This window comes from Microcoleus sp. S13_C5 (genome assembly GCF_036700845.1).
Lineage (GTDB): Bacteria > Cyanobacteriota > Cyanobacteriia > Cyanobacteriales > Microcoleaceae > Microcoleus.
Genome location: NZ_JAUBPR010000043.1, coordinates 24,818 through 48,431 on the forward strand (window position 1 = coordinate 24,818; position 23,614 = coordinate 48,431).

Annotated in this window: 19 protein-coding genes; 6 read left to right on the forward strand and 13 right to left on the reverse strand. The window is 45.7% G+C overall.

Annotated elements, in window-relative coordinates; genetic code table 11:
* Positions 1-107: 107 nt before the first annotated feature.
* The 6 genes from QUA04_RS13795 to QUA04_RS13820 form a co-directional block, all read right to left on the reverse strand.
* Entirely contained in the window at positions 108-1,997 is a 1,890-nt protein-coding gene (locus tag QUA04_RS13795) for an aminopeptidase P family protein (RefSeq protein ID WP_333257936.1), read from the reverse strand.
* 16 nt (positions 1,998-2,013) lie between these two features.
* A complete protein-coding gene (locus QUA04_RS13800; protein WP_333257938.1) occupies positions 2,014-3,189 on the reverse strand; it encodes a pyridoxal phosphate-dependent aminotransferase in 1,176 nt (391 codons plus the stop codon).
* Between the two features lie 84 nt (positions 3,190-3,273).
* The gene (locus QUA04_RS13805; RefSeq protein WP_333257940.1) at positions 3,274-6,315 is read right to left on the reverse strand and encodes an SMC family ATPase; all 3,042 of its coding nucleotides are present in this window, start codon (positions 6,313-6,315) and stop codon (positions 3,274-3,276) included.
* Positions 6,316-6,490: 175 nt separating this feature from the next.
* The gene (locus tag QUA04_RS13810; RefSeq protein ID WP_333257941.1) at positions 6,491-7,666 is read right to left on the reverse strand and encodes an exonuclease SbcCD subunit D; all 1,176 of its coding nucleotides are present in this window, start codon (positions 7,664-7,666) and stop codon (positions 6,491-6,493) included.
* Positions 7,667-7,859: 193 nt separating this feature from the next.
* Positions 7,860-8,186, reverse strand: coding sequence for a DUF433 domain-containing protein (locus QUA04_RS13815; protein ID WP_333257943.1), 327 nt, complete (start codon positions 8,184-8,186; stop codon positions 7,860-7,862).
* Between the two features lie 80 nt (positions 8,187-8,266).
* On the reverse strand, positions 8,267-9,160 hold the full coding sequence (locus tag QUA04_RS13820; RefSeq protein ID WP_333257945.1) for an ion channel: 894 nt from the start codon (positions 9,158-9,160) through the stop codon (positions 8,267-8,269).
* 112 nt (positions 9,161-9,272) lie between these two features.
* Between QUA04_RS13820 and QUA04_RS13825 the strand changes: the two genes are divergently transcribed.
* Together QUA04_RS13825 and QUA04_RS13830 are read left to right on the forward strand one after the other, a co-directional pair.
* Positions 9,273-9,593, forward strand: coding sequence for a hypothetical protein (locus QUA04_RS13825; RefSeq protein ID WP_333257947.1), 321 nt, complete (start codon positions 9,273-9,275; stop codon positions 9,591-9,593).
* Positions 9,594-9,858: 265 nt separating this feature from the next.
* Positions 9,859-10,989 carry an oxygenase MpaB family protein gene (locus tag QUA04_RS13830; RefSeq protein ID WP_333257948.1) on the forward strand — a complete coding sequence of 377 codons (1,131 nt, stop codon included), beginning with the start codon at positions 9,859-9,861 and terminating at the stop codon, positions 10,987-10,989.
* 129 nt (positions 10,990-11,118) lie between these two features.
* On the opposite strand, the gene QUA04_RS13835 is transcribed toward QUA04_RS13830, so the two are convergent.
* The 5 genes from QUA04_RS13835 to QUA04_RS13855 form a co-directional block, all read right to left on the reverse strand.
* On the reverse strand, positions 11,119-12,486 hold the full coding sequence (locus tag QUA04_RS13835; RefSeq protein WP_445242322.1) for an IS4 family transposase: 1,368 nt from the start codon (positions 12,484-12,486) through the stop codon (positions 11,119-11,121).
* Between the two features lie 338 nt (positions 12,487-12,824).
* On the reverse strand, positions 12,825-14,159 hold the full coding sequence (locus tag QUA04_RS13840; RefSeq protein ID WP_333257949.1) for a hypothetical protein: 1,335 nt from the start codon (positions 14,157-14,159) through the stop codon (positions 12,825-12,827).
* A 549-nt stretch (positions 14,160-14,708) separates the two neighbouring features.
* Positions 14,709-15,230: a hypothetical protein gene (locus QUA04_RS13845; protein WP_333257950.1), complete on the reverse strand. Its 522-nt coding sequence runs from the start codon at positions 15,228-15,230 to the stop codon at positions 14,709-14,711.
* A gap of 420 nt (positions 15,231-15,650) precedes the next feature.
* Positions 15,651-16,001: a hypothetical protein gene (locus QUA04_RS13850; protein WP_333257951.1), complete on the reverse strand. Its 351-nt coding sequence runs from the start codon at positions 15,999-16,001 to the stop codon at positions 15,651-15,653.
* Positions 16,002-16,405: 404 nt separating this feature from the next.
* Entirely contained in the window at positions 16,406-17,506 is a 1,101-nt protein-coding gene (locus tag QUA04_RS13855) for a saccharopine dehydrogenase NADP-binding domain-containing protein (protein WP_333257952.1), read from the reverse strand.
* Positions 17,507-17,792: 286 nt separating this feature from the next.
* Between QUA04_RS13855 and QUA04_RS13860 the strand changes: the two genes are divergently transcribed.
* A complete protein-coding gene (locus tag QUA04_RS13860; protein WP_333257953.1) occupies positions 17,793-17,924 on the forward strand; it encodes a hypothetical protein in 132 nt (43 codons plus the stop codon).
* Between the two features lie 72 nt (positions 17,925-17,996).
* On the opposite strand, the gene crtO is transcribed toward QUA04_RS13860, so the two are convergent.
* Positions 17,997-19,694, reverse strand: coding sequence for a beta-carotene ketolase CrtO (gene crtO, locus QUA04_RS13865; protein WP_333166523.1), 1,698 nt, complete (start codon positions 19,692-19,694; stop codon positions 17,997-17,999).
* 430 nt (positions 19,695-20,124) lie between these two features.
* On the reverse strand, positions 20,125-21,225 hold the full coding sequence (locus tag QUA04_RS13870) for a tetratricopeptide repeat protein (RefSeq protein ID WP_333257954.1): 1,101 nt from the start codon (positions 21,223-21,225) through the stop codon (positions 20,125-20,127).
* A 150-nt stretch (positions 21,226-21,375) separates the two neighbouring features.
* On the opposite strand from QUA04_RS13870, the gene QUA04_RS13875 reads away from it, so the two are divergent.
* The 3 genes from QUA04_RS13875 to QUA04_RS29950 all read left to right on the forward strand — a co-directional run bounded on the left by QUA04_RS13875 (position 21,376) and on the right by QUA04_RS29950 (position 22,896).
* The gene (locus QUA04_RS13875; protein WP_006634531.1) at positions 21,376-21,702 is read left to right on the forward strand and encodes a YbjQ family protein; all 327 of its coding nucleotides are present in this window, start codon (positions 21,376-21,378) and stop codon (positions 21,700-21,702) included.
* A 270-nt stretch (positions 21,703-21,972) separates the two neighbouring features.
* Positions 21,973-22,596, forward strand: a complete 624-nt coding sequence (locus QUA04_RS13880) for a hypothetical protein (RefSeq protein WP_333257955.1) — start codon at positions 21,973-21,975, stop codon at positions 22,594-22,596.
* Positions 22,597-22,740: 144 nt separating this feature from the next.
* Complete coding sequence (locus QUA04_RS29950; protein ID WP_445242323.1) at positions 22,741-22,896, forward strand: transposase; 156 nt, start codon at positions 22,741-22,743, stop codon at positions 22,894-22,896.
* Positions 22,897-23,614 lie beyond the last annotated feature (718 nt).

Sequence of the window (23,614 nt, forward strand, 5' to 3'; positions counted from 1 at the left end):
ATCTGATATGTGCTATTTTGTACCTTTGGGGCGGGCTGGCGTGCCCACCCCACAAGAGTTTCCCGAAAAATAGGTGCACAAGTTAAATGTGCGACAAATTACAAGGCTTAACCTAACGCAGCGCAGGCTTTTTTCAACCATTCAATTGTTGCTGCATCAAGTACGGGTTCCAGTTTCTCGACTACCGAAGCGTGATAATTATTCAACCATGCGAGTTGAGTCTTTGACAGTCGATCGACATTTATCAATTTGCGCTCAAACGGAATATACGTCAGCGATTCAAATCCGTACCAAACCGAACCGTTTTTTGATAGCATTTCCCTGACAACATAGAGATTTTCGATGCGAATTCCGCCCCATCCCGGTTCGTAATATCCCGGTTCGATGCTCGTTACCATTCCGGCTTCCAGGGGATACTGCACAGATTTGCTGATGCCGTTTGGCCCTTCGTGACCGGCTAAAAACGCGCCGACGCCGTGCCCTGTACCGTGTCCGTAGTCTAGCTGTTCTTGCCATAATACCGCACGGGCGATCGCATCTAATTGCGCTCCCGTTGTTCCTTTGGGAAATAGCTGCATGGCACAGTTGATGTGCGCGATTAAGACAGTTGTGTAGTGTTCTATTTGTAGCGCCGTCGGTTCTCCGATACTTATTGTTCTCGTATCGTCGGTTGTACCTGCTAAATATTGCGCCCCTGAGTCCAATAACAGCAGTTCCCCCGGTTTTAACGTTATTTCAGGGCTGGGGGTTCCGTAATGTACGATCGAGCTATTGGCTCCCGCACCGGCGATCGTTCTAAAAGTTAAAGTCTGAAAATCAGTTTCTTGCTGGTAAAAATTTTCGATGCTTTCTTTGACATCAAACTCGGTAACTACCTTACCATTTTCTAGCTGTTCTGTCAACCACTTTAAAGCCAAAGTTTTCGCTCGACTTGCTTTGAAATTAGCTGATTTCATCTGCTCAATTTCTACGGGATTTTTGCGAGCTTTCATCCCTTCTACCGGATGAGTATCAAAAACTATTTCGATGTTATAAAACTGCGCTTCTTGATGGTTTAATATTAACTGGTACGTGCCTGCTGTGCTGTGTTTCGGGTCTAAAAGTACCCGCACTTTATGTGGCAAATTTACGCAAGTTTCTAATGTATGCGGATAGTCGGCGTAGGGAAGCAAAGTTACATCCGCCCGCAATTCTTGCTTGATTTCGGGGGAAATTCGTTCGGGATTTGTAAACAAAAACGCTGAATCTGTGGTGACAATGGCATAGGATATGAAAATGGGAATGTGGGGAATATCCGAGCCTCGGAGATTGAACAGCCACGCTATTTGATTCAGGTTGGTAATCGGAAGCACACCGATATTGGCTTTTTGCATCGCTTCCCTGACTCTGGCTAATTTTTCGGCGGCGGTTTCTCCTGTCAGGGATACAGGTAAGCTAAATATGGGCTCTGCATCAATCGCGGGTAAAGTCTCTGCTGTTTGCCAAGGAGTTTGCGATCGCACTTTGTCTGTCAAATTCTCCCGGATTGGTATGAGATCAATCTCCGCAGTTGCGAATTTTTTCACCCAATTTTGATATTGCTCTGTCGCTACTGTAAACGGGTCAAAACCCAGGCGAATTTTCCTTGATTTTTCGGCCGATTCTACAGCCAGTTTTTCTAAAGTTTCAATTAAGGTTAAATTTCCTTCTAAGCCGAGTTTCGATATTTGAATAATTCCAGTATCGACTTGCAAGTCGGCTTGTTCGTAGTAGCGGGAATCCACAAACAACCAAGCGGAATCTTTGCCAACCAACAAATCGCCGGCGGAACCCGTAAAACCGCACATCCAAGCTCGCCGCTGCTTGGCTACTGGAACTGATAAATTTAAGTGTTCGTCAACCGCTGGGATGAAATAGCAATCTAAGTCGTAATCTGCCATCAAATCGCGCAAGTCTGCCAGTTTTGCAGCGGAGGTATCTTGAATATTTGTATTTCCTTTCAAGTTCGTGGCAACCATGTTTAAAATTCCTATTTTACTTGTTTAAAATTGTCTTCAAGCCTTTAACTAATCTCCTAATACCTGCGGTGGCGGTTGCTTTTTCCAAAGCACCATAAGCAACGCGCAAATAGCAGCCGCTATCCATGCCGAAGGTTGTACCGGGAAGCACTGCTACGTGATATTCGCGAATTAATTGTTCTACTAATTTCATTGTATCTAGTTCAGTATCAACTTTCAAGAAAAAGTAGAAAGCTCCAGCGGCTGGGGAAATTGTACACAAGTTTTGGATGGTATTGAGTTCATCTAATACGAGTTGTCGCACGGATGCGATCGCCCTTACATAATTATCGCAGTAACCTCTACCAACTTGCAAGGCTCCCAGGGCTGCATACTGAGAAATTACGGGCGGACAAATTAAGATGGTATCTTGAATCTTTCTCACAGAAACGAGCAAGTGTTCTGGGATTACCATATACCCGATCCGCCAACTCGCAAAACCGTAAGCCTTGGAAAGGCTAAACAAAGAAATTGTATGTTCGCTGCTATTGGGAAAAGCTGCGGGCGAACAGTGTTTGACGCCGTTATAAGTAAAATATTCGTAAGCTTCATCGCTGATGTGATAGATGTTGTGCTGGCGACAAATTTCGTTAACTTCCCGGAGTGCTTCGACCGAATAAACAACACCAGTTGGATTGTTTGGGGAAATGGTAACTATGGCTCGCGTTTTGTCAGTAATGGCTTTTTTTATAGCATGGATATTAAGTTGATAGTTGGCGTCTGTTTCTACTATCACTGGTCGGCAATTTGCCATAATAGCCGCCATTTCGTGGTTGAAGTAATAAGGTGATTGGATAATAACTTCGTCTCCCGCCGAAGTGATGGCGAGAATGGCGTTGGTAAATCCCATGTTGCTGCCGGCGGTAACGACAATGCAGTTTTTGCTATTAATTTCTATGTCGTTATCTATTTTTAGTTTGGCTGCGATTGCATCCTGTAATTGTGGAATACCTTCCACGGCTTTGTATTTGTGATTGTCTGGATTTGCGAAGAATTCGGGGATTTTGTCAAATGATTCTTGTGGCGGATTGTAGTAAACTACACCTTGTCCTAAAGATATCGTTCCCGGATTTTGGCGAATCAGTTCGCCAACTACTGGAATTATGGGCGACTGTACCGATTGCATTCGAGTCGCGTCGTGATTTTTTATCATATATTATAGGTAATTGTAGGGCCAGATTTAGTGATAATGTACGTCCTTAAGCAAGTTTACTATTTCACGCACGCGCCTCTCACTTCAGGATCTATGTACTTCTATTTTAGAACCTTGGGGTGATTTAGAAACTTTAACTTGTGCGGGCAATCTTTCGCCCAATTCTCGAACGTGGGTAATCACTCCAATCAGCCTTTCTCGCTGCCGCAAAGATTCTAAAATTTGAGTAACGCTTTCGAGAGTTTCGGTATCTAAAGTACCAAATCCTTCATCTAGAAATAAGCTGCCCAAGTGAGCTCCTTGAGACAGCTTTTCTGACAAAGCTAAAGCCATTGATAAGGAAGTGGCAAAGGTTTCGCCACCGGAAAGAGTACGCACTCGTCTAGCTTCGCCACCGTTCCAATTATCTGCTACCCAGTATTCGCCGTCTTGGTTTCTTAGTTTGTAGCGATTGTCGGTTAATTCTTGCAAAATTAAGGTGGCGCTTCCAACTAATTCTGCTTCTAAATGTTCTAAAATGTAGGATTGAAATTCGTTGGATTTGAGATTCTGCGCTAAAGTGTGATAAGTTTGCTCTTGTTCTGTGAAATTTGTGATTTGCTGTGACAGTCTTTCGGCTTGTTCGAGATTTTGGGCTGCTACTTGAATCCACGCTAACAGTTCGGCGCGGTTGTTGTTGGCTTGTTTGAGGTTTTCTTGGGCGGTATGTTTTGCCGATCGCACTTGTGCTAAAGTATTCTCATCCGTAGTTCTGCCTGCGATCGCCTCGCTCAAATCTTTCGCCCGCGTCTCTAACTGAATTTTTGATTCGCGGTGAGAGCGAATAGTATTTTCCCAGTCTGATTGTTCCTTAACTGTCGCAACCGCTGCTAAAAATGTCTCTTCTGTGAAATCAGCCGCTGTTAATTTTGCTGACCAATCCAGGTTTAGCTGCTGTTTCTGAGCCTGGGCTTGCCCAAAAGCTTCTCCAGCTTGTTGCTCTCTTTCTGCTGCTTGAATAACCTTATTTTGAGCAGTTTGATATGATTTTTCGGCAACTTTCAGCAGATTGGCCAAGTCTTGTTTGTCTTGTTCTAAGACTTTTGCTAAATTAGCATAAGGTTGATATTCGGTAATTTGATAAAGCGCATTTACACAACTTTGCAACTGCTTCTGGCGGCGGTCTGATTCGGCGATCGCATCTTGATATTCCTGCTGTTTAGCTGCTTGAGTCGCCACCGCCAAATTAAATCTTTCCTGAAAATTATCATATTCCAATGATGCCAGTTGGAACTGCTGTTCGGTTTCGCGGTATTGGCGATCGCTCTCTTTAAGTATCGCCAACTCCTGCTGCAACCCCAAGCTTTCCCAATGAGAATCTTCCAGAACTTGAGTGATTTGCTGCTGCAATTCGGCAACTCTATTCGCAGTTAATTCGAGCATTTGAGCAATTTCCGACTCTTTTTGCAGGCAGGCTGAAACTGCACTTTTTGCCTCCGCCTCCAACCTTTGAGCAGCTTGAAAAACCTGATTTGCCGCAGCAAATTTATGCCGCAAATCAGCGACATCGACAATATTAGAATTTGGCAAAGGAGGAAGGCTCTCGCTCTCAGGATGCACCCCCCCGCACACCGGGCAAGTATCGCCAGGATTCAGCGACATTCTGACAACAGCAACACTCTCTAAACGTGCCGCTTCCGCATTAGCGGTTTCCGCCGCTTCTAACTCGCGGCTGCACTCTTTTAGCCTGATTTCGGCTGTTTCTAAATTACTGGCAACCTCCACATAATTTTGTTGAACCCTTTCCTTCTCTGCCAGAGATTTATCCAACTGTTCTTGCTGATTCTTTTGCTGCTTGCTAATTAGGTGAACTTCCATCAATAATGGTGAAATTTGCTGCAATTGCTCTAAACGCTTTCCTCCTGGCGAATACTGTTCGAGCTGTGCCGCTGTTTGAGTAACTCGAAAACCCGCACCTTGAATTTTATTGTTAGCAGCTTGCAGTTCTTTATCTGCTGCTTGAAAAAGGCGGAGTTTTTCCTGTTGAATTTTTTGGGCAAGCGCAACTTCTGTTTCTAATTGAGCGCGCTGTTCCTCATATACCTTAGCAGCAGCTAGAGCATCTTCGCGAGCCTTAATTTGTGGCGCTAGCACCTGTTCTTTGGCTTTGGCCGCGTCAAGTTGCTGCTGCTCTACTGCCATCTCAGAGCGAGCTTTAATTAACTGCTTTCGCGCTGCCACCGAGGCACTTTCGGCAGTTTCATACTGACTGCGAGCCGATCGCACTAAAGCCCAATCTCCCTGTAAATGATTGGCAGCTTGCGCTCTTTCTAAACGCTGCGCTAAAATTTTCACCTCGGCGGAATTAGCATTTAATTCAGCTAGTTTTTGTTGCAGCTCTTGCCAGCGAGCGATTTGCGAAAATAGCTGTTCCTCTTCATCTAGAGCCTTCTGAGCTTTCATAACGGCGCGATCGAGCTCAGGCAACTGCTGCTCTAAAATCAAAAGTTGCGATCGTCTTTGAGCCACCTCATCCGCCGACGGCGCGCTCAACTCAGCTAGCTGCCTTTCCACCATTTCCCGTTCCTGTTTCAGCAACTTTGCGAGTTCGTTTGCTTCCTTCCGCATCTGCTCAAAAATCTCAAATCCCGCTAGCTGCCTCAAAATTTCCCGGCGTTTTGAAGCATCCCCTTTAATAAACTCATCAAACTTGCCTTGAGGCAGAACAATTGCTCGCGTAAAAGTATCAAAATCCATTCCTAAAATCTGTTCAATGGTATTTTGAACAGCTACAATACTCGTTCCCAAAGTTTCCCATTCGCCATTTTGCCAGTTGTCCAAAATCACCTTATTCTCGGGATTTTTCGGACGAAAACGCCACCTTCTCGTCACCCGATACTGTGCCGAACCCACAGAAAAACGCAACTGTACTTTTAAATTTTCGCTACCTTGACTTGCCAAATCACTTACTTGTTTGCCGCTGCGAGTTGTCGTACCAAAAAGAGCGTAAGTCATGGCATCTAGCAGTGAAGATTTGCCCGCACCTGTAGCACCAGTAATTGCGAACAAATCGAGTTGAGAAAAATCTAAACGCTGTTCGCGGTGGAAGCTGGTAAATCCTTCGAGAATAAGTTCGAGTGGACGCATACTGATTTTAAATTTTAGAGGGTGGATTTCTATTACTCTTTACCAGGCAGAGCCTGGTAACGCATATCCGCAGGCTCTGCCTCCAATTTTCCTATTTAAGTGCGAGGCAGAGCCTCTTGATCTTGGTTCCCAGACGGAGCCTGGAAGTTAAAATAAGGGGGAGGGACAAGAGTATTTAATTGTTAACTGTTTCCTTAAACTTCTTGTACAAGTTTTGAAATTCCTCCAATACTGCCGGTTTCGGTGTCGTTCCCAATCGGTTTTGATAATAGTTGCAAAACTCGGCTGCGGGATCGAAATTATTGGGATCGATATTAGTTATTTCTGTTGGTTCTAGCGCTGCATCTGGATAGCGCGGTTCAATTAACAGCGCTTGAGAACAGATTTGGCGCACTCGATCGGCAAGTCCGATTTGCGGACTGTCCAGTTCGACAATTACTTTCAAGAAACCCGGATGATACTGATGAGCTTCTAAAGTTTCATCAAGATTGTCGTTATGACATTTAAGCACTTTTAACGGCTTGTGGCAAGCCACAGGCTTAAATTCCACCTTTGCCTGACTTCCCGGCTCAACTTCTATCAAGCAAAATCCTTTTTCCTGTTCCGCTTCTCCAAAATCTAACTGAATCAAAGAACCGGAATAATAAGCGGGAGAAGTCTCAGAAATCCGCTGGTGAATGTGGATGTGTCCGAGGGCGACATACTGAGCTTCCGGTGGCAGAGTTTGGGCTGACAGCAGGTATTTTTCTCGCGTGTAATAAGCGACTTCGGATTTTGCCAATCGCGCGCCGTCAATGCTCATGTGTCCCATGAGAAAATTGACAGTATTGCCTCTAAAATCCCTGGTTAAATCTTCGAGTAAATATGCTACGATTTCGCGGTAATCTTTTCGGCGATCGGCATCGCCAGACTGCCAAAGAGAATTAGCATCTAACAGTCTTTGTTCGGAAGCAAAAGGCATGGCTCCCACACAAAGTTTACCGCTTTTTGTATTAAGAGTAATTGTGCCGCCGTCTGCGGAAAGCCTGGGTTTGCCTAAAGCGCGCACACCCGCGAGGGAAAGCAATTGCGCGATGCTGTCGATGCGGGATGCGGAATCGTGATTACCGGCGATCGCAATTGCGGGAATTCCTGCCGCTTGGAGTTCGCAGAAAAAGTTATAAGCAATGCGTTCGGCGTAAGCGGGAGGGTTGGGCACGTCGAAAATGTCGCCCGCAACGAGCACAGCATCGACATCCAATGCTTTTGCTTGCTTCAAAATCTGTTCGAGGGCGATCGCAATTTCAAAAGTGCGATCGATCCCTCGGAAACGCCGCCCTAAATGCCAGTCAGCAGTATGAATTATTCGCATAGTACGAGGAGTATTTTGTTTATGTTAACTGAGATGTTGTACCCTTTTCACGAACGGGCAAGATGCCCGTTCCACAAAGAATGAATTTCTTGTGGAACGGGCATCTTGCCCGTTCATAAAAGCCTGATTTAAAATGGTAAAATATCTCAGTTTTAATGCTTTGTGCGATCGCGGTATAAATATCTGCCACTGTTTATGCCTCTTCCTGTTCTCTAATTGCTATTTCAATCTCATCAGAATATGCCTCAGCATAAGCCCAAGCATTCGCCAAATCAGCGGCACGCAGAGTCGGATAGTCTTCTAGGAGTTCAGCTTCAGAAATACCTAAACGGCGAGCATTCACCAGCACCCAAACAGGAATTCGCGTTTGTCTGATGCAAGCATCGCCGCCGCACACGCCGGGAGTCTTTTGAATTCCCGACCAAAATTTTCTTAAACTTTGGGCTAGTAATTCTATAGCTTGAGCCTTCTCTTCGGGAGTTAAAGCTAAGAGTTGCAGTTGCAATTCTTTCAGTGTCATCTTTGTAATTATTGAGTTCATAAATATTAACTTGTTTTTGCCATACAGGTATTCTAGCACTGGTGGCTAAATCAAAACTTTCATTCAACAGGCTTCACATCGTGAAACCGAGTATAATCAACCACCCGCCCTCCCGTCGCCGATTTCAAAAGAATATCTACAAACCGCATATTCCACATAATTTCAGACGCCACAAAAGAATGTCGCGCATGAATAGTTTGCGAAACTGTTTCGTCAATTCCTGTTAACGTAATTACAATTTCCGCTTGCTGTTCCATCAAATCTTGGGCAGTAAGTTGGTACAAAGGACTGTTCTCCTCAATTGCGTGCATAACCGTCCAAGTTAATGCAAAAACCGGAGAGTGACTTCGCACCAATTGCAAATCGTAAAAACGCCGCATAAATTCTCCTTCCGGTGTTACCTCGTCACGGATCAAAGTAGCTCGCTGCTGCGCTTCTAAAATTTGGTTAAAACGCTGATTTGCAGTGCGGTACATCAGAGTCGGAACGCCGTTGAAAGGAGCGATCACAGCTACGCGACTGAAGATAACTCTAGCTGTTGGTTTGGAAAATCTCGAAAAAGCCAGTCCTGTCACCATCGCTACTCCCCACAAACCAAAAAGCGCTTGGATCGCGACTATAGTATTAGCGTAATCCGTGCGCGGGTACATGGCGCCGTAGCCGATCGTCGCCATTGTTTGCACGCTGAAATAAAAGGCATCTTGGAAAGAACCGGGCCGCGCGTTAGCAATGCAATCTCCTCCCGCCAAGTAAGCTAAAGCAAATAAAGAATTTGTGACTATATAGGAGAGACAAATGAGCATGAAAAATCGCGGCCAAGAAAGAGTTAGCAGCCTGTGGTAGAGGTCGGCAAAATGCAGGCGAGGTACTCCCAACTTGACAATATTTAAGGGCAATTGTCCTTTGCGACTGACTAAACGAGCCTGTGGCTGGTGGTTGCGGTTGATTTTCATTGCGATTTGTAACTGCGGCTGTTTCAATTTGTAACTATTGCTTTGACCTGGAAAACTTATCCTTTAGACTGATGTCTGATTCCAAAAATTCGGATAAAAGCGGAGTTTAGAAATGGTTGAGCTTAACTGGCATGACTATCTCGTTATGGTTTCTTTTGTGGCTTCTATTGCGGGTATAGTCCTGCTGAGTGATAATCGTAACTCGCAGCCAACGGACGCTCGCACTTTGAGCGAAGAAATCCTAATGAAGATGAGCTTTACTTACTGGATAGTGTACTGCATCTCTTTTTTCGGGCTTAAACTTCACCTACCAGAAGATAGCTGGTTATTGCTCAGTTTGAAGCTGACTACGGTTCTTTCTTACTTGTTGACTGCTTCTAGCATACTCAGCCTGCCGCTGCAACGCATGGCTGTCCGACAAGTTGAAGATTAAAAAAAGGGGTTTGTAGTGAGGACTTCAGTTCTTTCGATCGCGGTGAAGAAGCACTAAAGTCCTACCTGCAAAGCTATTTAGGTGATTTCTAAGAAAGAATTTACCGATTAAAAGGACGAACAGCAGTTCTCCCCTACGAGGGAATGATGTTGTGTGGTAATTTTTATTCTGGAAATCACCTTAGTAACTTGTTCTTTGTCGAATACTTATAAATTTTCCCGCCCACTTAACTTATTTCTCAAAAAAACTACGGACTTAAAGACCCATGTTATCAAGCCGATGGACCCGCAACACCCTAGACTCGTATCGTGAAATCGGTGATCCGCAAGCCGATTCCGTCATTGAAAAAATCTTTGGGCTCAATGAGGTGGACGCTGTAAATAAACTTCTAAAAGACATTCAAAACAACGATGATCTGGTGGCAGTCGAAATGCCTGACGAGCTTGAAGATTTCCTCAATACCACAGATGACTGGCCTTCATGGGCGGATCGGGAGCAGATCCGACTCGGACAGCAACTGTTTTCGCGTTATGGTATGCAAATGACGATGGCGTTGTTTTGCTGGTCGTTGCCTTCATGCTACTCCTGTGCCAAGGGAGCGCAGGTACTGAGTCTGACACACCGGATCACCAAAAGGATACATCAACGCCTCATGGAAACCGCGCAGTTTATCCTCGATGTTATGGCCGAGGGTGGGTTGGAGCCAAATGGTCGTGGGGTACGGACGGCTCAAAAGATCCGTCTGCTGCACACCACAATTCGCTACCACATGCGGCAATATCCCCGCTGGCTTGCTGAGTACGGCGTTCCCATTAACCAGGAAGACTTGGTTGCTACAATGCTATCCTTTGCATTGTTGCCCCAGACCTTGACAAAGCTAGGATTGGACTTTTCCACGGAGGAAGAAGCCGCCTTCTTTCACTGTTGGCTTATCATTGGCAGCATAATGGGAATTCAGGAGGACATGCTACCCCGCAATGTCGAGGAGGGCAAAGCATTGTGGGATGGGATACTAGCCCATCATATAGCTCCGTCAGAGGCCGGGCGAGAACTGACTGCTGCGCTGGTGGATTATATGAAGGAGCGCGTTCCCGGCAAGATGTTCGATGGTATCGTTCCCCTGCTCATCCGCGAGTTCTGCGACGAACGGGTGGTTGAAGCGGTTGGTATCGAACGCGCCGATTGGACTCGGCACTTTTTACGTCCACTGCGCTGGATTTTGGGAGTCACCGACGAGAGTCAGGATCGCTCGAAGCTGGCGGCGCGGCTCAGTGGCGCATTCTCACGCAGGCTGATTGAGGGACTGCATTACCTCGAGCGGGAGGGACAAAAGACGGAATTCACGATTCCCAAGAGCTTGCAGGATAACTGGGGGCTCAACCTCCGTCAGAGATAGGTGATTTCCAGAATAAAAATTACCACACAACATCATTCCATCGTAGGGGAGAACTGCTGTTCGTCCTCCTAATCGGTAAATTCTTTCTTAGAAACCACCTAAAGTCCAATGGCACTGCTCAAGGCTTAATCACACCCGCAGTTTAGCTTTCAAGACAGAGCGAGGTTCCTGCATTCGAGGATATGGTTTCGGCCTGCGTTTCAAAACTCTAGGTTCAGAACGCTCAGGTCGAATCGTGAGTAAATTAGTTGCCACCTGTTCCAAAAGTAATTGACGCCATTGTCGCTGTTGGCATTTTCCTGTAGTTGCCAACAGCGTCAATAACAGATTAAACTGCTGCCTAGTTGATTGGAATGAGAGTTGAAAAACTGTATTTTCTGACGAAGATGCAGCCTGCCACATAATGGTACGTAGTAAAGTGTAAGCTAATAAGTGTGTCCAGATTTCTTTTCTCACCATCACCGGAGTTTTAGCTGTTAACATCTCCATTTTTAACGTTGTTTTTAGAGCGCGTAAATTGACTTCTGCTGCTGACCAACGAAACCCATATAAAGAAGTCAATTTTTCAACAGTGTAGCGTTTGGCATCCACTAATGTTGTCACTATAATGATACGCTCAGCTCTGAAGCCGCGGCGCTTAATTCGTAAGCATACTTCCCGAACGATGAAACTAGACGGCAAGGCCTCGAATTCCTCATAAGTCATGTGGTTGGGACACTGTTGGGGCTTATTCCAGACGACTTTGTGATCGCCAATTCCCAACTTTTTTCCCCGTCTAAAGTCACTTTTACGGAGATGATTTTTACGGAAAACAGCATCTGCTCCTTGCTGTTTCACTAAAACTAAATCGACATAATTACCATAAGCTTGATCTGCCAATATCACATCGTCGGAGACTAAATTTGCATAAATCAAACGGCTCATCACAATCTCACTCGTCGCCAAAGAAGCTATGCCAGCGGATACCACAGCCCCAGTCAGCAATGAAAAGAGTACCACTATTTTAGCGATGGGAAATCCACACCCAGTTTTTTGATTGCTGTGTTGCGGATACTCAGCTTGATTGGCAGCAGTATCACTCATCAACACAGTTGTGCCGTCTAATACCCGCACCCGTCGTCCACACCATTGTTGTTCTATGGGAACTTGCTTTTCTAGTGCCTCTGCCACTATGGGTACTAACTGTTGGACAAGTCTTTCGGGTAGTCGCTTACGAGCTTTACTGTATGCCCCTGTGTCTGAAGAAGGAGACTTGACTCCGGCCGCACTCAACCACGTACTCATCCGCTTCACGGCTTGACTCAAACTTTTGTCGGGGTCGAGTACCTGGGATATCATCGCCCACAGGGTGACTATGGGTGTGTATATGCTTTGGTAGTACCTGATCTTCTCATTCGCTAGAAGCTCACCTACTAAGGAATCTGGCAGCAGCTTTTCCCAAGGTGAGGCAACGCTCTGCAAAAATTGTTGTTTGAGAATGCACGCACGATTTGGCATAATGGAGAGAGATATTTTGGTTTGTAAGGCAATTATCTATGTATATCTTGCCTTACAGATTTTTTTTGGCTCACTTTTTCAGTGCCATTGACCTAAAGTCCTGACTGCAAAGCTATTTAACTAACAGCCGGGAAGTCCCAGGCGTGTATTTAGAGGGGAGTATCGCACTCGCACTTGAAATTGCCATTCTCTTCCTGCTTTCCCTTGGCTGCGGCAATCTCATCGAGTATGCCTTGGCGAAGCGGGCGGGTTAGCACATAGCATGAGGTGGAGTTTGTGAGCAGCCTACACTGTATGCAATAGCATAGCGTGTAGGAGTATGCCACGAACTTAGTTGCTTAGGATTTAAAGCCTTTAGAGCTTTTCTTTTTCTCCTGCGGTTTGGACTTTGACTTATTAACTTCGCCTAAAGCTTCCTGAAATAAGTTGTGCAGGTGCACGGGAACGCTGGCAATTTCCGGGAGTTCTGGTTCTAAGGGTTTTTTAAACTCTTGCAGCAAGGCATCTAAATCGTGATCTATCTGAAAGTCTGTACGTTCCAATACAGTTTGCAAAATTTGTTCTAATTTCGCGGGATTAACTTTAGCTAACCGTTGCCAAATCCAGACATTAATTGCAGGATCTTCTAGATAGTTACGCACCAGCTTTTCGTAACCGGGAACGGTTGAAAAGTCTTCTGCTGCTAGCAGTGCAGTAAATTGAGCGTAAGTAGACAAAAAGGTTTGTCCCCAGCGAGGATGAGAAAGTGCTGTCACCTGTTCGGCTTTCTTAAAGCGATCGGGCAATTCGACTTTCGGCATTACCATTTTTGAACTAGCATTGCTGTCGAGCATTACCTCAACTGCGTTAGCATCGGCACCTGCTGCCGCGATGGCTGCTGCTTTGACTTCTTCTCGATCGACTCCGGCATCTTCAACGATATCCGCGAGAGATTTACTTCCATCAACGCCCATATCAGCTAGGCGTTTTTTAGTGATGAATTCCTGAAATTCAGCCAACTGTTTATTCAGGTGATATCCCGATAGCGTCAATTCATCACTACCAAAAAATTCGGTAAAATCTTCGTGGTACTTTTCTACTGACTCCCAAGCTTGCTCTAACAATTCCGGGGCATCGCTGTACAGGTTCTTTTTGTGATTTTGCTTGAAATTGCCGATCGCCACCGCCAACTTCGGCTTACCCAATTTCCCCTTCAGGATGGGAGAACTCGAAAGTATCCACCAGTCATCGGTAAGGGGAGCAATCCGAGCCAGCAAGATTTCTCCTAACTTAAAGCGAGACATTTCTTGCAGGAAGTTAGCGCTGTTTGGCTTGACAACGTAGTGCTTAGCCGTCAGCCAGTTCATCAGTTCAAACTTGTCGGGGGAAAGTTGAGTGATTTCAAATAAGCCGGTGAAGCTTCTGTGCTGCCAACTTTCTAGCAAGCTGCGCTCGCTCTCGGTTAAATCTGGCTGACTTTCGACAAATAGGTCGATCGGCGTTTTCTCTCCAACTTTGCCTTCGACTGTAAAACTGTCAATCACTTGATTTTGCTGAGCAATATCATAGCGCTCGCCGGTCGATCGAGCTGCTGCATAAGCTTCCAAAGCTACCGCCAACTCTCCCTCAGCATCCAGCACAAAGTCAATTAAATTTTGCTTGAGTGTCCAAGCTGTTTCCAACATTTCATCCACAAGTAATACCAATTTTGAATGAGAGGATTTAGATTAACAATTATCGGACTTGAAGCCACCGACGCTTTACGATCCGGCTGCGATTGAAGAAAGCGCATCGCGAACAATGACAAAAATATGCGATCGATGGCTCAGTCCTGAATTAGTTTAATTTTAAGGCTAATAGTCAAAAAAAAATGCCCCTCTCCAACCGAAGCATCCCGATTTGGTAAAAAGCGTTTATTAGGAGTGCGAAACTCATGCACAGCAAAGGCTGTACGTCTATAGCGAGTTCTCACAGCGAACAGCCCTGTGAAATAAAAATCGTCCTGAAAAATGCCATTTCAAGGGAGCATAAAAATACCCTCTCCGATGTAGAGAGGGGCTAAAAATCCCCAAAAACTTCGCTAAACTCGCGTTAAAAACTGTGCCACCTATCAACAACAGTCCAAGACGCTGCAGCCTGGTTTTTTTATCAAACACTTCCCTCCATTCCGGTACCAGGCTAAAAATAACCGGAACGCTTGAGTTGGTGTGCGTCCAAGACTGAGAAATACTTGGCGTAAGCCCTTAGCGGCCGTCTTTGTCAATGTCGCCAGGAACAGCGCGTTCCACCCGATCCCAAGCGTCGCGCGTGGCGTGCTTCGCTTTTTCCCAAGTCACATTAGACTTACCGCGATTTGTTTCGTAGTCGCGCTGCAAATCCGGTTCGATCTCGTGGTATTTCTTACCAGTAGCGCCATAGCGAGTGTATCCCTCATAACCAGTGCGGTATGCAGGCTGATAGTCTTCGTAAGTCGCGCTCGTGTCCACGTAAGGACGGGAACTGTAGTTGCTTTGCCAGTAAGCATCTTCTACCGTGGGGTCGATCGCCTCGCCCACACCTTTGCCCACCAAACCGCCGCCAAACGAACCCACCACAGCGCCCACAACTGCTCCTACAGGCCCGCCGATGGCACCGCCGATCGCAGCACCTGCAGCACCCGCACCCGCGGCACCAATACCCGTTGCGACTGGATGAGCCCCTGTTTCCCCGGAAATCGGGTCGAGGTTAGCATCAGGTTGATGTACCGTTTTTTTGTCATCGCTCATGATATTTTTTTCCTTTTATCTAACTGTAACTATTATTAAATTTACCTTTTAAATTCATATCTATTCATCTTCCTTGAGGATGAACCTGCTAGCTTAAAAAGCAGGGAAACGAAAAAATAGTTCGGGAGTCACAACGTAGTTTTACACGGGAGCATCTCATATTTGTAAAAACACTTCTTCTGGCTCCTTCCTTCTTCCTTCTGAATCTTCTCTCCTGGCTGCTGACTCCTGACTCCAATTTTGGGCTTGGCTGCTTTCCTTGAGCTGCTCCCTTTTACACGCTACCCTAAAACGATAAGGTGCGCCGAGGCGCACCCTAGATAATTATGTTCAAGTGAGTTCTGATGTCGGAGCAATTGTGTACTCACAGAATCTGTGTATTTACCAACAACTTGAGTTAGATATAAATCTCTTGATTTATTAGTTGCCCGTGACCTTTTCGATCAACTCTTCAGCTTTTTGAACTATGCCTTCTTGCGGGTGTTCTCCCTTGTACTCCTTTAAGCTTTCATCGTAAGCTTTCTCGACCTTTGCAGGATTCTGAGAGGTTTTGACTATTTCATCGTAAGCTGCTTGGGGATTGAGATCCTCGAAACTTTCTGCGGGGTCAGTAATTTTAGCTTCGGGCGGCGCCTGAGTTCTGTCTTGACCTGCGTAAGCAGCCTGACTGGGTAATATCGCTAGACTTAGCAGACCAATGAACGCCAGGGTACAGACCAGCAAAATGCTTTGGCTCAATGTTTGTCCTAGAGCTTTTAAAACCCGCTTCATATCAACTTCTCCTCGTATTTTTCCGCAAAAATTATGGTGTTTGTCGCCCCTTCACTGCGATCGCACATTTCAAAATTTAGCGATCGGGGCAACTTTTGTTGCAACTGCTGCACCCAGATACAGCGAAAAGGGAGATTTACCGTGTTGTGAAATATATTAAACGCCTGATCGTTAACTTTACTTCTACCAAAAGATAGATTAGTTCTCTCCGCTTCTAAATAGAAAATTCCTCACATCACGTACCATGCTCAGTAACAGGCTAGGAGGGCCCGTTCTACAACAAATAAACTTTCTTGGATAACAGACCCCAAAGCCTGTTTATGTATGAAAGGCTAATTGAGATTGCTACCCCATTTCAGTTATTCGCAACTGGAGAAACATCCCAACAGATTTAAAGCCAAAAGTTACAACCATTCTTGATTAATATCGAGGTTGCGACTCTGCATCGCTTGTTCAAATAGTTCGGTAGAAAGACCTTGCTCTACCGACCAAACACCGGGTTTTTCCAGTTTTCCTTCTAACATTAATTGAGCTATGCTGCCAGTACCGATGCCCGTAGCGACGGCAGCACTGGGGTGTATCGCTGTCGAGCCAACTTTAGCGGGTTGACCGTTTTTGACACCAGTCACTTGCGATCGCACTGCCACACCAACCCCACTAAAACTATTAGTAACACTGGTCATCCCATAACTGACGTAGGAGAGAAATTCAATCACGGAGTTATTTTTGAGCCAGCTAGCGGGCCAATACTTGGCAACAAACCAGGTAAGGTGATTGTAAAGGTCGGGAGACGTACCGAATTTAGTCACAACTGATTTGACCGGGAAAGTCTCGGGTAAAGTGATTGCCTCCGGCATATCGAACCAGTAAACCCCTGTTTTACCGTAGGGCGCGGGAAATTCAATTGTTTCGCGCTCGCTGTAGGGTTTTACTTGCTGCCACTTGCGATCGGCCCAAACCTCAAAAGGGGTTTGCAATCCTAAAAAAGTGGTTCTCATGACGGTAACGCCAGCGCCGCCAGAACCTCCGACTACATAACTCAAATGGATATATTCTGCTTCATCTAATTGTTCCACATCTCGGCGCACCATGCTATTAGACACACCGGGAAAAATGCCCGTATTAATAATAGCAGTAATCCCAGCATTTTTAGCTGTTTCTCGCAATTCTAAAGCTCTGCGAGTAAAACTGCGGCTATCGCTGACATCAGTATAATTAACACCTGCTTCTATGCAAGTTTTCAATACACTGGCGTCTCGGTAGTGAAAAGGCCCGGCACAGTGAACGACGAGGTTAGAGGATGAAACAGCTTGATGCAGGGCTGCACTGTCTGCTAAATCTAAAGCTTGATACTGCACCCTATCCGGCGGCAATCCAGGCCCAATAGAGGCTTCAGAGTTGCGTCCGGTAACGGTAATTTCTGCGTCGGTATGGGTAACAAGGTCTTGGGCAACGCTGCTGCCAATTCGTCCCCGACCGCCGACAATCAAAACTCGGTTTGCCATCGCTCAAAAAAGGGTAACGCCATCTCTAAGTGTGTCAACTTTGGGTAGGCTTTTTCATCCGCATAAAGTATGAATTTATGAGAATGCGAGATGCTGGGCGAGCGGTGGCGATCGCCCTGATCCGGAGATGGGGAGGGACTTCTAACAGCGACTTGCCTGTTCTACTAAATTAGAGTTTTGGCTGCGACACTAAGTTTAAAAATGCCTTCAGCGTTAACTTGTTCTTCTAATATTGAGAATATTATCGATGAAATATGCTCTGTGAGCCAAAAATATTTTAACAGATTTGACGGAGCGCGAACCGCCGCCACCGAGCGCGAAAGATGCACCGGATTTAAAAAAGTTATTGGTGGCGATCGCAAATCGTTTTCCCTTCACAGGGAATCAACCAGAAAAAATTCTCGCGCTCGCACACTGATAAATCAATACAAACAAACGCAGATGAATCACATCTGCGTTTATCTGCGTTCATCTGCGGTTGCTAAAAATCTTACTTCTCATTACTGCGAAATACCGACTTACCCTTCGCTTTCAAAGTATTAGCCGCATCTGCGAAAGTCTGGGCGAAAGGCTGCTGCGAGTGCATGAAAACGCGAGCGGTATTGCGTCCCGGCATACCCGAAATCGATCCGCCCGGATGCGTTCCCGCCCCCGTGAGAAACAAACCGTCGATCGGCGTTTTGTAATTCGCCAACTCCGGCAAAGGACGGAAAAATATCATCTGATCTAGCGTCATATCAACGTGATAATAATTTCCCTTCAAAGCCCCCAAACGCTCTCCCAATTCCGCCGGACTTTCCACGTGGCGGCCGATAATTGCATTTTTGATATTGGGGGCGTATTCTGCTAATTTATCAATGCAGCGATCGGCAACTTTGTTTTTGAGTTCATCCGTCCAACCCGTACCGTGCTGGCCGGTTCCTTCAGCATTTTCGATCATGTAAGGAGCAAAAAATTCAATCCAAGCCGTATGATGTCCGGGGGGAGCCATTGACGGGTCTAGTACCGTCGGAAACACCACATACATCGATGGGTCAGAGTCGGGGATTCGGCCGATTGAAGGGTCGCTGTGAGCAATTTCAACGTGTCTCACCGAGTCTGCAATTAAAACCGACCCGATTAAATATTCGTCCCGATGATTCCAGCGCTCGAATCTAGGCGCTTCATTGAGAGCTAAGTCTATTTTGAGAATAGTCTCGTTGTTGTTAACAATTTTGCGCTCTAATCTTTCCCGCAAATCCGGGTCTGCACTGTCAACATCGCTCGAATCCATTAAGTGCAGAAACAAGCGCTTAGCATCAATATTAGAAATGACACCTTTTGTAGCGCGGTATTCCGTGCCGCCGGCAACTCTAACTCCCACAGCGCGACCATCATCAACTAATATTTTCTCTACGTGCTGGTCGGTAAGTACCACACCCGAGTATTTTTTCACTACATTAAGCAGCGCTTGCACTAAGGCACCCGTCCCTCCGCGCGGTCTTGCCATCCCGGGATTGTGTCTCATTGCCAGCATAATTGCGCCTACAGCAAGGGTTTTTTGCGAAGGAGGCGCGCCGAGTTCTGAGGCGAATCTTGCTAGGGGTGCTTTGATAAATTCCTCGTCAAACCACTCGTTAACAATGTCTTCAGCGCTGGTGAGCATCGTGCGAATAAAGTCCAACGTTTTGTCGGGGGAACCGATGACTGACAATAAATCTTTGATCTTTGCAATATCGTAGTTGCCCAGAATATCTATGATGGATTTTGGTGGCGCATTAAACATCGGAACCATTGCACCTAAAGCCCGCTGCCAAAAGTCTGTATATTCGGCATATTTTTTAGCATCGCGCTCGTTGTAGCGGGCAATTTCAGCACAAGTTTTTTCTACAGATTTGTGCGCTAAGAAATATTTGCCGTCGGGATGCGGACAAAAGGCAACTGGATCGCAGAAAAGATATTCTAAACCGTGCTTTTCCAGTTCTAATTCTTCTACAACTGGTCCTAAATGGATAAATTCGTGGTCGATCGCGCACATATTGAATTTAAAATCCGGCAATTCGGGAATCGCAGCTTCGGTAGTGGCCGCGCCGCCGGGAACCGAACGTTTTTCTAACAACAGAACGGTATATCCAGCTTTTAGGAGATAAGACGCACATACCAGTCCGTTGTGACCTGCGCCGATGATAATCACGTCATACGTTTGCATAGATGAAGCTCTGGGGATAGGATATTTTGCTTATTTTACAAATGTTAACAAGTGGGCAGTCTCTATCAATAGAAATAGATTCACCTTCACTAAGCAATTTTAACATCTTACAAAAGATGGAGCTTTTACCAAATGCTGTTGTGCGATCGCCTGATTTATTTTTAAACTTACAGAGTGAGCGCCCTTCTCCAATCGCGACAGTAGTGTACTCTATTTAGTCACATTTATCTACCTTCAGTTAAAAACTTAAGCAAACGAAGTAAAAAGGAATAAGGAAGAGGAAAGAAGGCATAGGGAATAGGGAATAGAAACAGTTTTGAGATTGCTTTTTCCTTGCAACACGGCGAGTGGAAGGAGTTAAGACCTAGGAAAATTACTTACTCCCCCCTCAAAACTGCTAGCCAATTACCTATTAGTACATTGAGACATATTACTTTAGTTGCTGGAGCGCCGCCTCAGCTTTTTGTACACCATCATTGTTGCCTTGCTGGCGGTAAGTGTCTAGGGCTTGTTTAAAAGCTTCAATTGCTTCGGATTTGCGATCGCGTGCTTTGAGTGCCGTACCCATATTGTAATAAGCTTCGGCTCTGTTTGGATCGAGCTTAATCACTCGCCCAAAAGTGGTAATCGCTCCTAAAAAATCTTGTTTTTCCAGTTGAATTTCCCCTATTCCTGCGTGTGCTTCCACTAAATTTGGTCGCACCGCAATAGCCCGCTGATAAGCTGCCAGCGCTCCGTCGAAATCCTTTTGTGTCTGGAGAAGTTCGCCAATTTCTAGCTGCACTTCTGGATTCCGGGGCTCCAATTTGCCAGCTTCTTCAAAAGCTGCTAGCCCTTCGGAAGTATAGCCGGCACGCAGCAAAGCAGTGCCTAATTTTAACTGGACACCAGCTTGTTTGGGAGCGAGTTCGGCTGCTTGTTGGAGCACGGTGACCGCACTGGCAAAACTTCCCTGCTGGATCAATACTAAACCCATTGAAGAATAAGCTTGCCAACTTTTCGGATCGAGGGCGATCGCCTCTTGGTATGCTTTAAAAGCACCGCTGTAATCTTTTTGCTGAAAGAGTACCACTCCGAGACCGATCCGGGCATTGACATTTTTGCGATCGAGCGCAGCGGCACGGCGGTAAGCTGTGGCTGCTGCGGGATAGTTTTGCAAATTCGCCATAGCATATCCTAATGCGTATTGGAAGTCAGCATTGTTGGGTTCCAGACCGATCGCTTGTTGGTAAAATTCTACTGAGGCTTGATAGTTGCCTTGACGCGCTTCTAAATAGCCAATACCAGAAAAAATGCGCGGATTTTCTGTATCTAAACGCGCAGCTTCCTGATAAATGGCGATCGCCTTACTGTAGTCTCCTAAATCTACCAACTCGCGCCCTTGTCGCAGCAGAGCATCTAAATTTGAATTATTTTGAGGGTTGACTTGAACGGATGTTTCTGCTGAGAGCGCTATCTGCGGCGCTGCGACAGCGAATCCTGCTACTAGCAACGTACTGAATACCAAGAGACTTTGTTTGTGCACGGCCATTTGTTTCAAAGAGTGTGTGGAATGAAAGAGCGAGTGGCTGCCACCTTGTTAAGCTGACAGCTTAGGGTTTACCAGGAATCTTTGAGCGGCGAGATGTAGTAAATCTACAGAACAAGACCCACTCAAAATTTTCGCGACTGAGGCCAACTGATGATTGTAACAACAACTGATATCATCCAAGGAGCAGAAATTCAATCTTACCTGGGAATTGTAACTGCTGAGGTTGTCTACGGCACCAATGCCCTGCGAGATTTCTTCGCGGGCATTCGCGACATCATCGGCGGGCGCACCGGCAGTTACGAGGAAGTGTTTCTCAAAGGACAGCGAGATGCCCTCGCGGAACTGGAAAAACGGGCCCAGCGCCTCGGCGCCAATGCCGTAATCGGGGTGGAAGTTGACACCGGCACGATTAATGTAGACTCGAACGGGGCTTTGCTGCTGATTACTGCCGTTGGAACGGCTGTAAGATTGCGTTAAGCTGTATTTTCTGTATACCTCCGCATTTCCTGTATACATCCGGGAACTTTTCTAACGGGATAAAATAGTTATCAGTCATCAGTCATCAGTCATCAGTCATTAGCTAATAGCGACTGGCTGAGGGCGGATGACTTTTTCGTTTCTTTCTTCAGACATAGATACTGGTTATTTCCCCAGGCAGATATACTTTTTATCAATCTCAGCCACAATCAATGCTTAAGGTGAAAGATTGTTAAAAATTAAAGCAACTCTAAGAGGAAAGAAAAACCTATGTCATACGTAAATAGACCTGTAGATAACGTTGGTACCGAACCCGTGGTTGTTAATTCAATGATGGAATACCACGATCGAGTACGTTGGGGCCCGATTTTTTCAGGTTTGGTAATTGCGATCGGCACACAACTGGTGTTAAGTGCATTGGGCGCTGCGATCGGCTTGAGCAACATTGCTAATTCAGGAGCTCCGCGCAGTATCTCAGGAGACGTGGGTACCGGCGTCGGAATTTGGTCAATTATTAGTTTGTTAATTAGCTTGGCCGTTGGCGGTTGGGTAACTGCTCGCGCTTGCGGCCCGATGAATCGCAACACAGCGCTTTTGAACGGAGCAATTTTGTGGGCAACGACCTTAACAATTGGCTCTTGGCTGTTAGCAAATGGCGTGGCCGGTACTTTTGGCGTAATAGCTGCGAATGCAGGAGAAGCAATTAATCAAGCGCAGCAGGGCGGGGTGGATTTGCCGACGCGAGCACCTAACGTATCTGCTCAGGATGCTCGCAATATTGCTGGTAATGCTGCAAAAGCTGGTTGGTCGTTCTTGTTCGGCTCACTATTGGGTTTAGTTGCTTCGATGGTAGGAGCATCTGCCGGTGCGCGCACTCCCCGGAATTACTCGTAAAAGTTTCATCAGACACGGAAAGTTCTATATTCATGAAAGCACTTTTTTTAAGGTGCTTTTTTGTTGGTTTCTCGTTCCCAGGTTCTACCGGGGAACTCATTTCTTGAGGCTCTGCCTCCAGGTTTTTACAGCAAATTGCAATCAATGGTTTATCTCGAACGAATCTTACTGCCCCAGTTATGGAAAGGAGCAATTATAGTGATGGATAACTTACCTGTTCATCATGCTAAGACTGTCGAAACTTTAATTAAATCTTTTGGGGTAAACGTTAAATTTTTACCACCTTACTCCCCGGATTGATCACCAATTGAATTATCAGGAGTCAAAAATCAAAGGGATTATGCGTTCTGAAGCTGCCCGAAGTTCACAGACTCTTGATGCCGCGCTCACAAAAGCAATCAATGGGATTACAGATGAAAATGCTCCCAACTGGTTTAATCATTGTGGTCTATTTTTAGAACCAATTAGATAATTTATTTTGTGGTACATCTGATGATTGAAATTTGCTGTAAGTTAGTCAGTTCTAACTGTTTAGCGACCACGGCGGGCGGGTGTGAGTTTGAACTCTTTGTAATGGTAGCGGTAGGTTAAGACAAGTTATTAAAAAAATATTAAGAAAACTGAAAACTCTAATTTGATGACTCTATACTCCTAAAAGTAACTACGCAAACTTGATAAAAATACCGTAGTTAAAGAAAAAGTATCGGTGAATCAACAACAAGTTTGGCAAAATTCAGTGACTTCGATAGTTCAGTCTCTAAAATTTGCGATCGCAGCCAGTTCCCAATTGGTGCGATTTTCCGGGCAATTTCTCAAAAAAGCCCAGCATCTAGGACGCTCCGTCCAAGCGTACATCGTCTTGTTTTTACTAGGTGTAATTCTAACTACGTCAATTGCTGCTTGCTCTGCAGCGAGTGGGGCTAATCAAGGCGATGTCAAGCTCGGGAGCATAACACTTATGCGATGAGTACAAATACTCAGAGATACCATGCCCCTCATTAGTCCATAATTAAATATG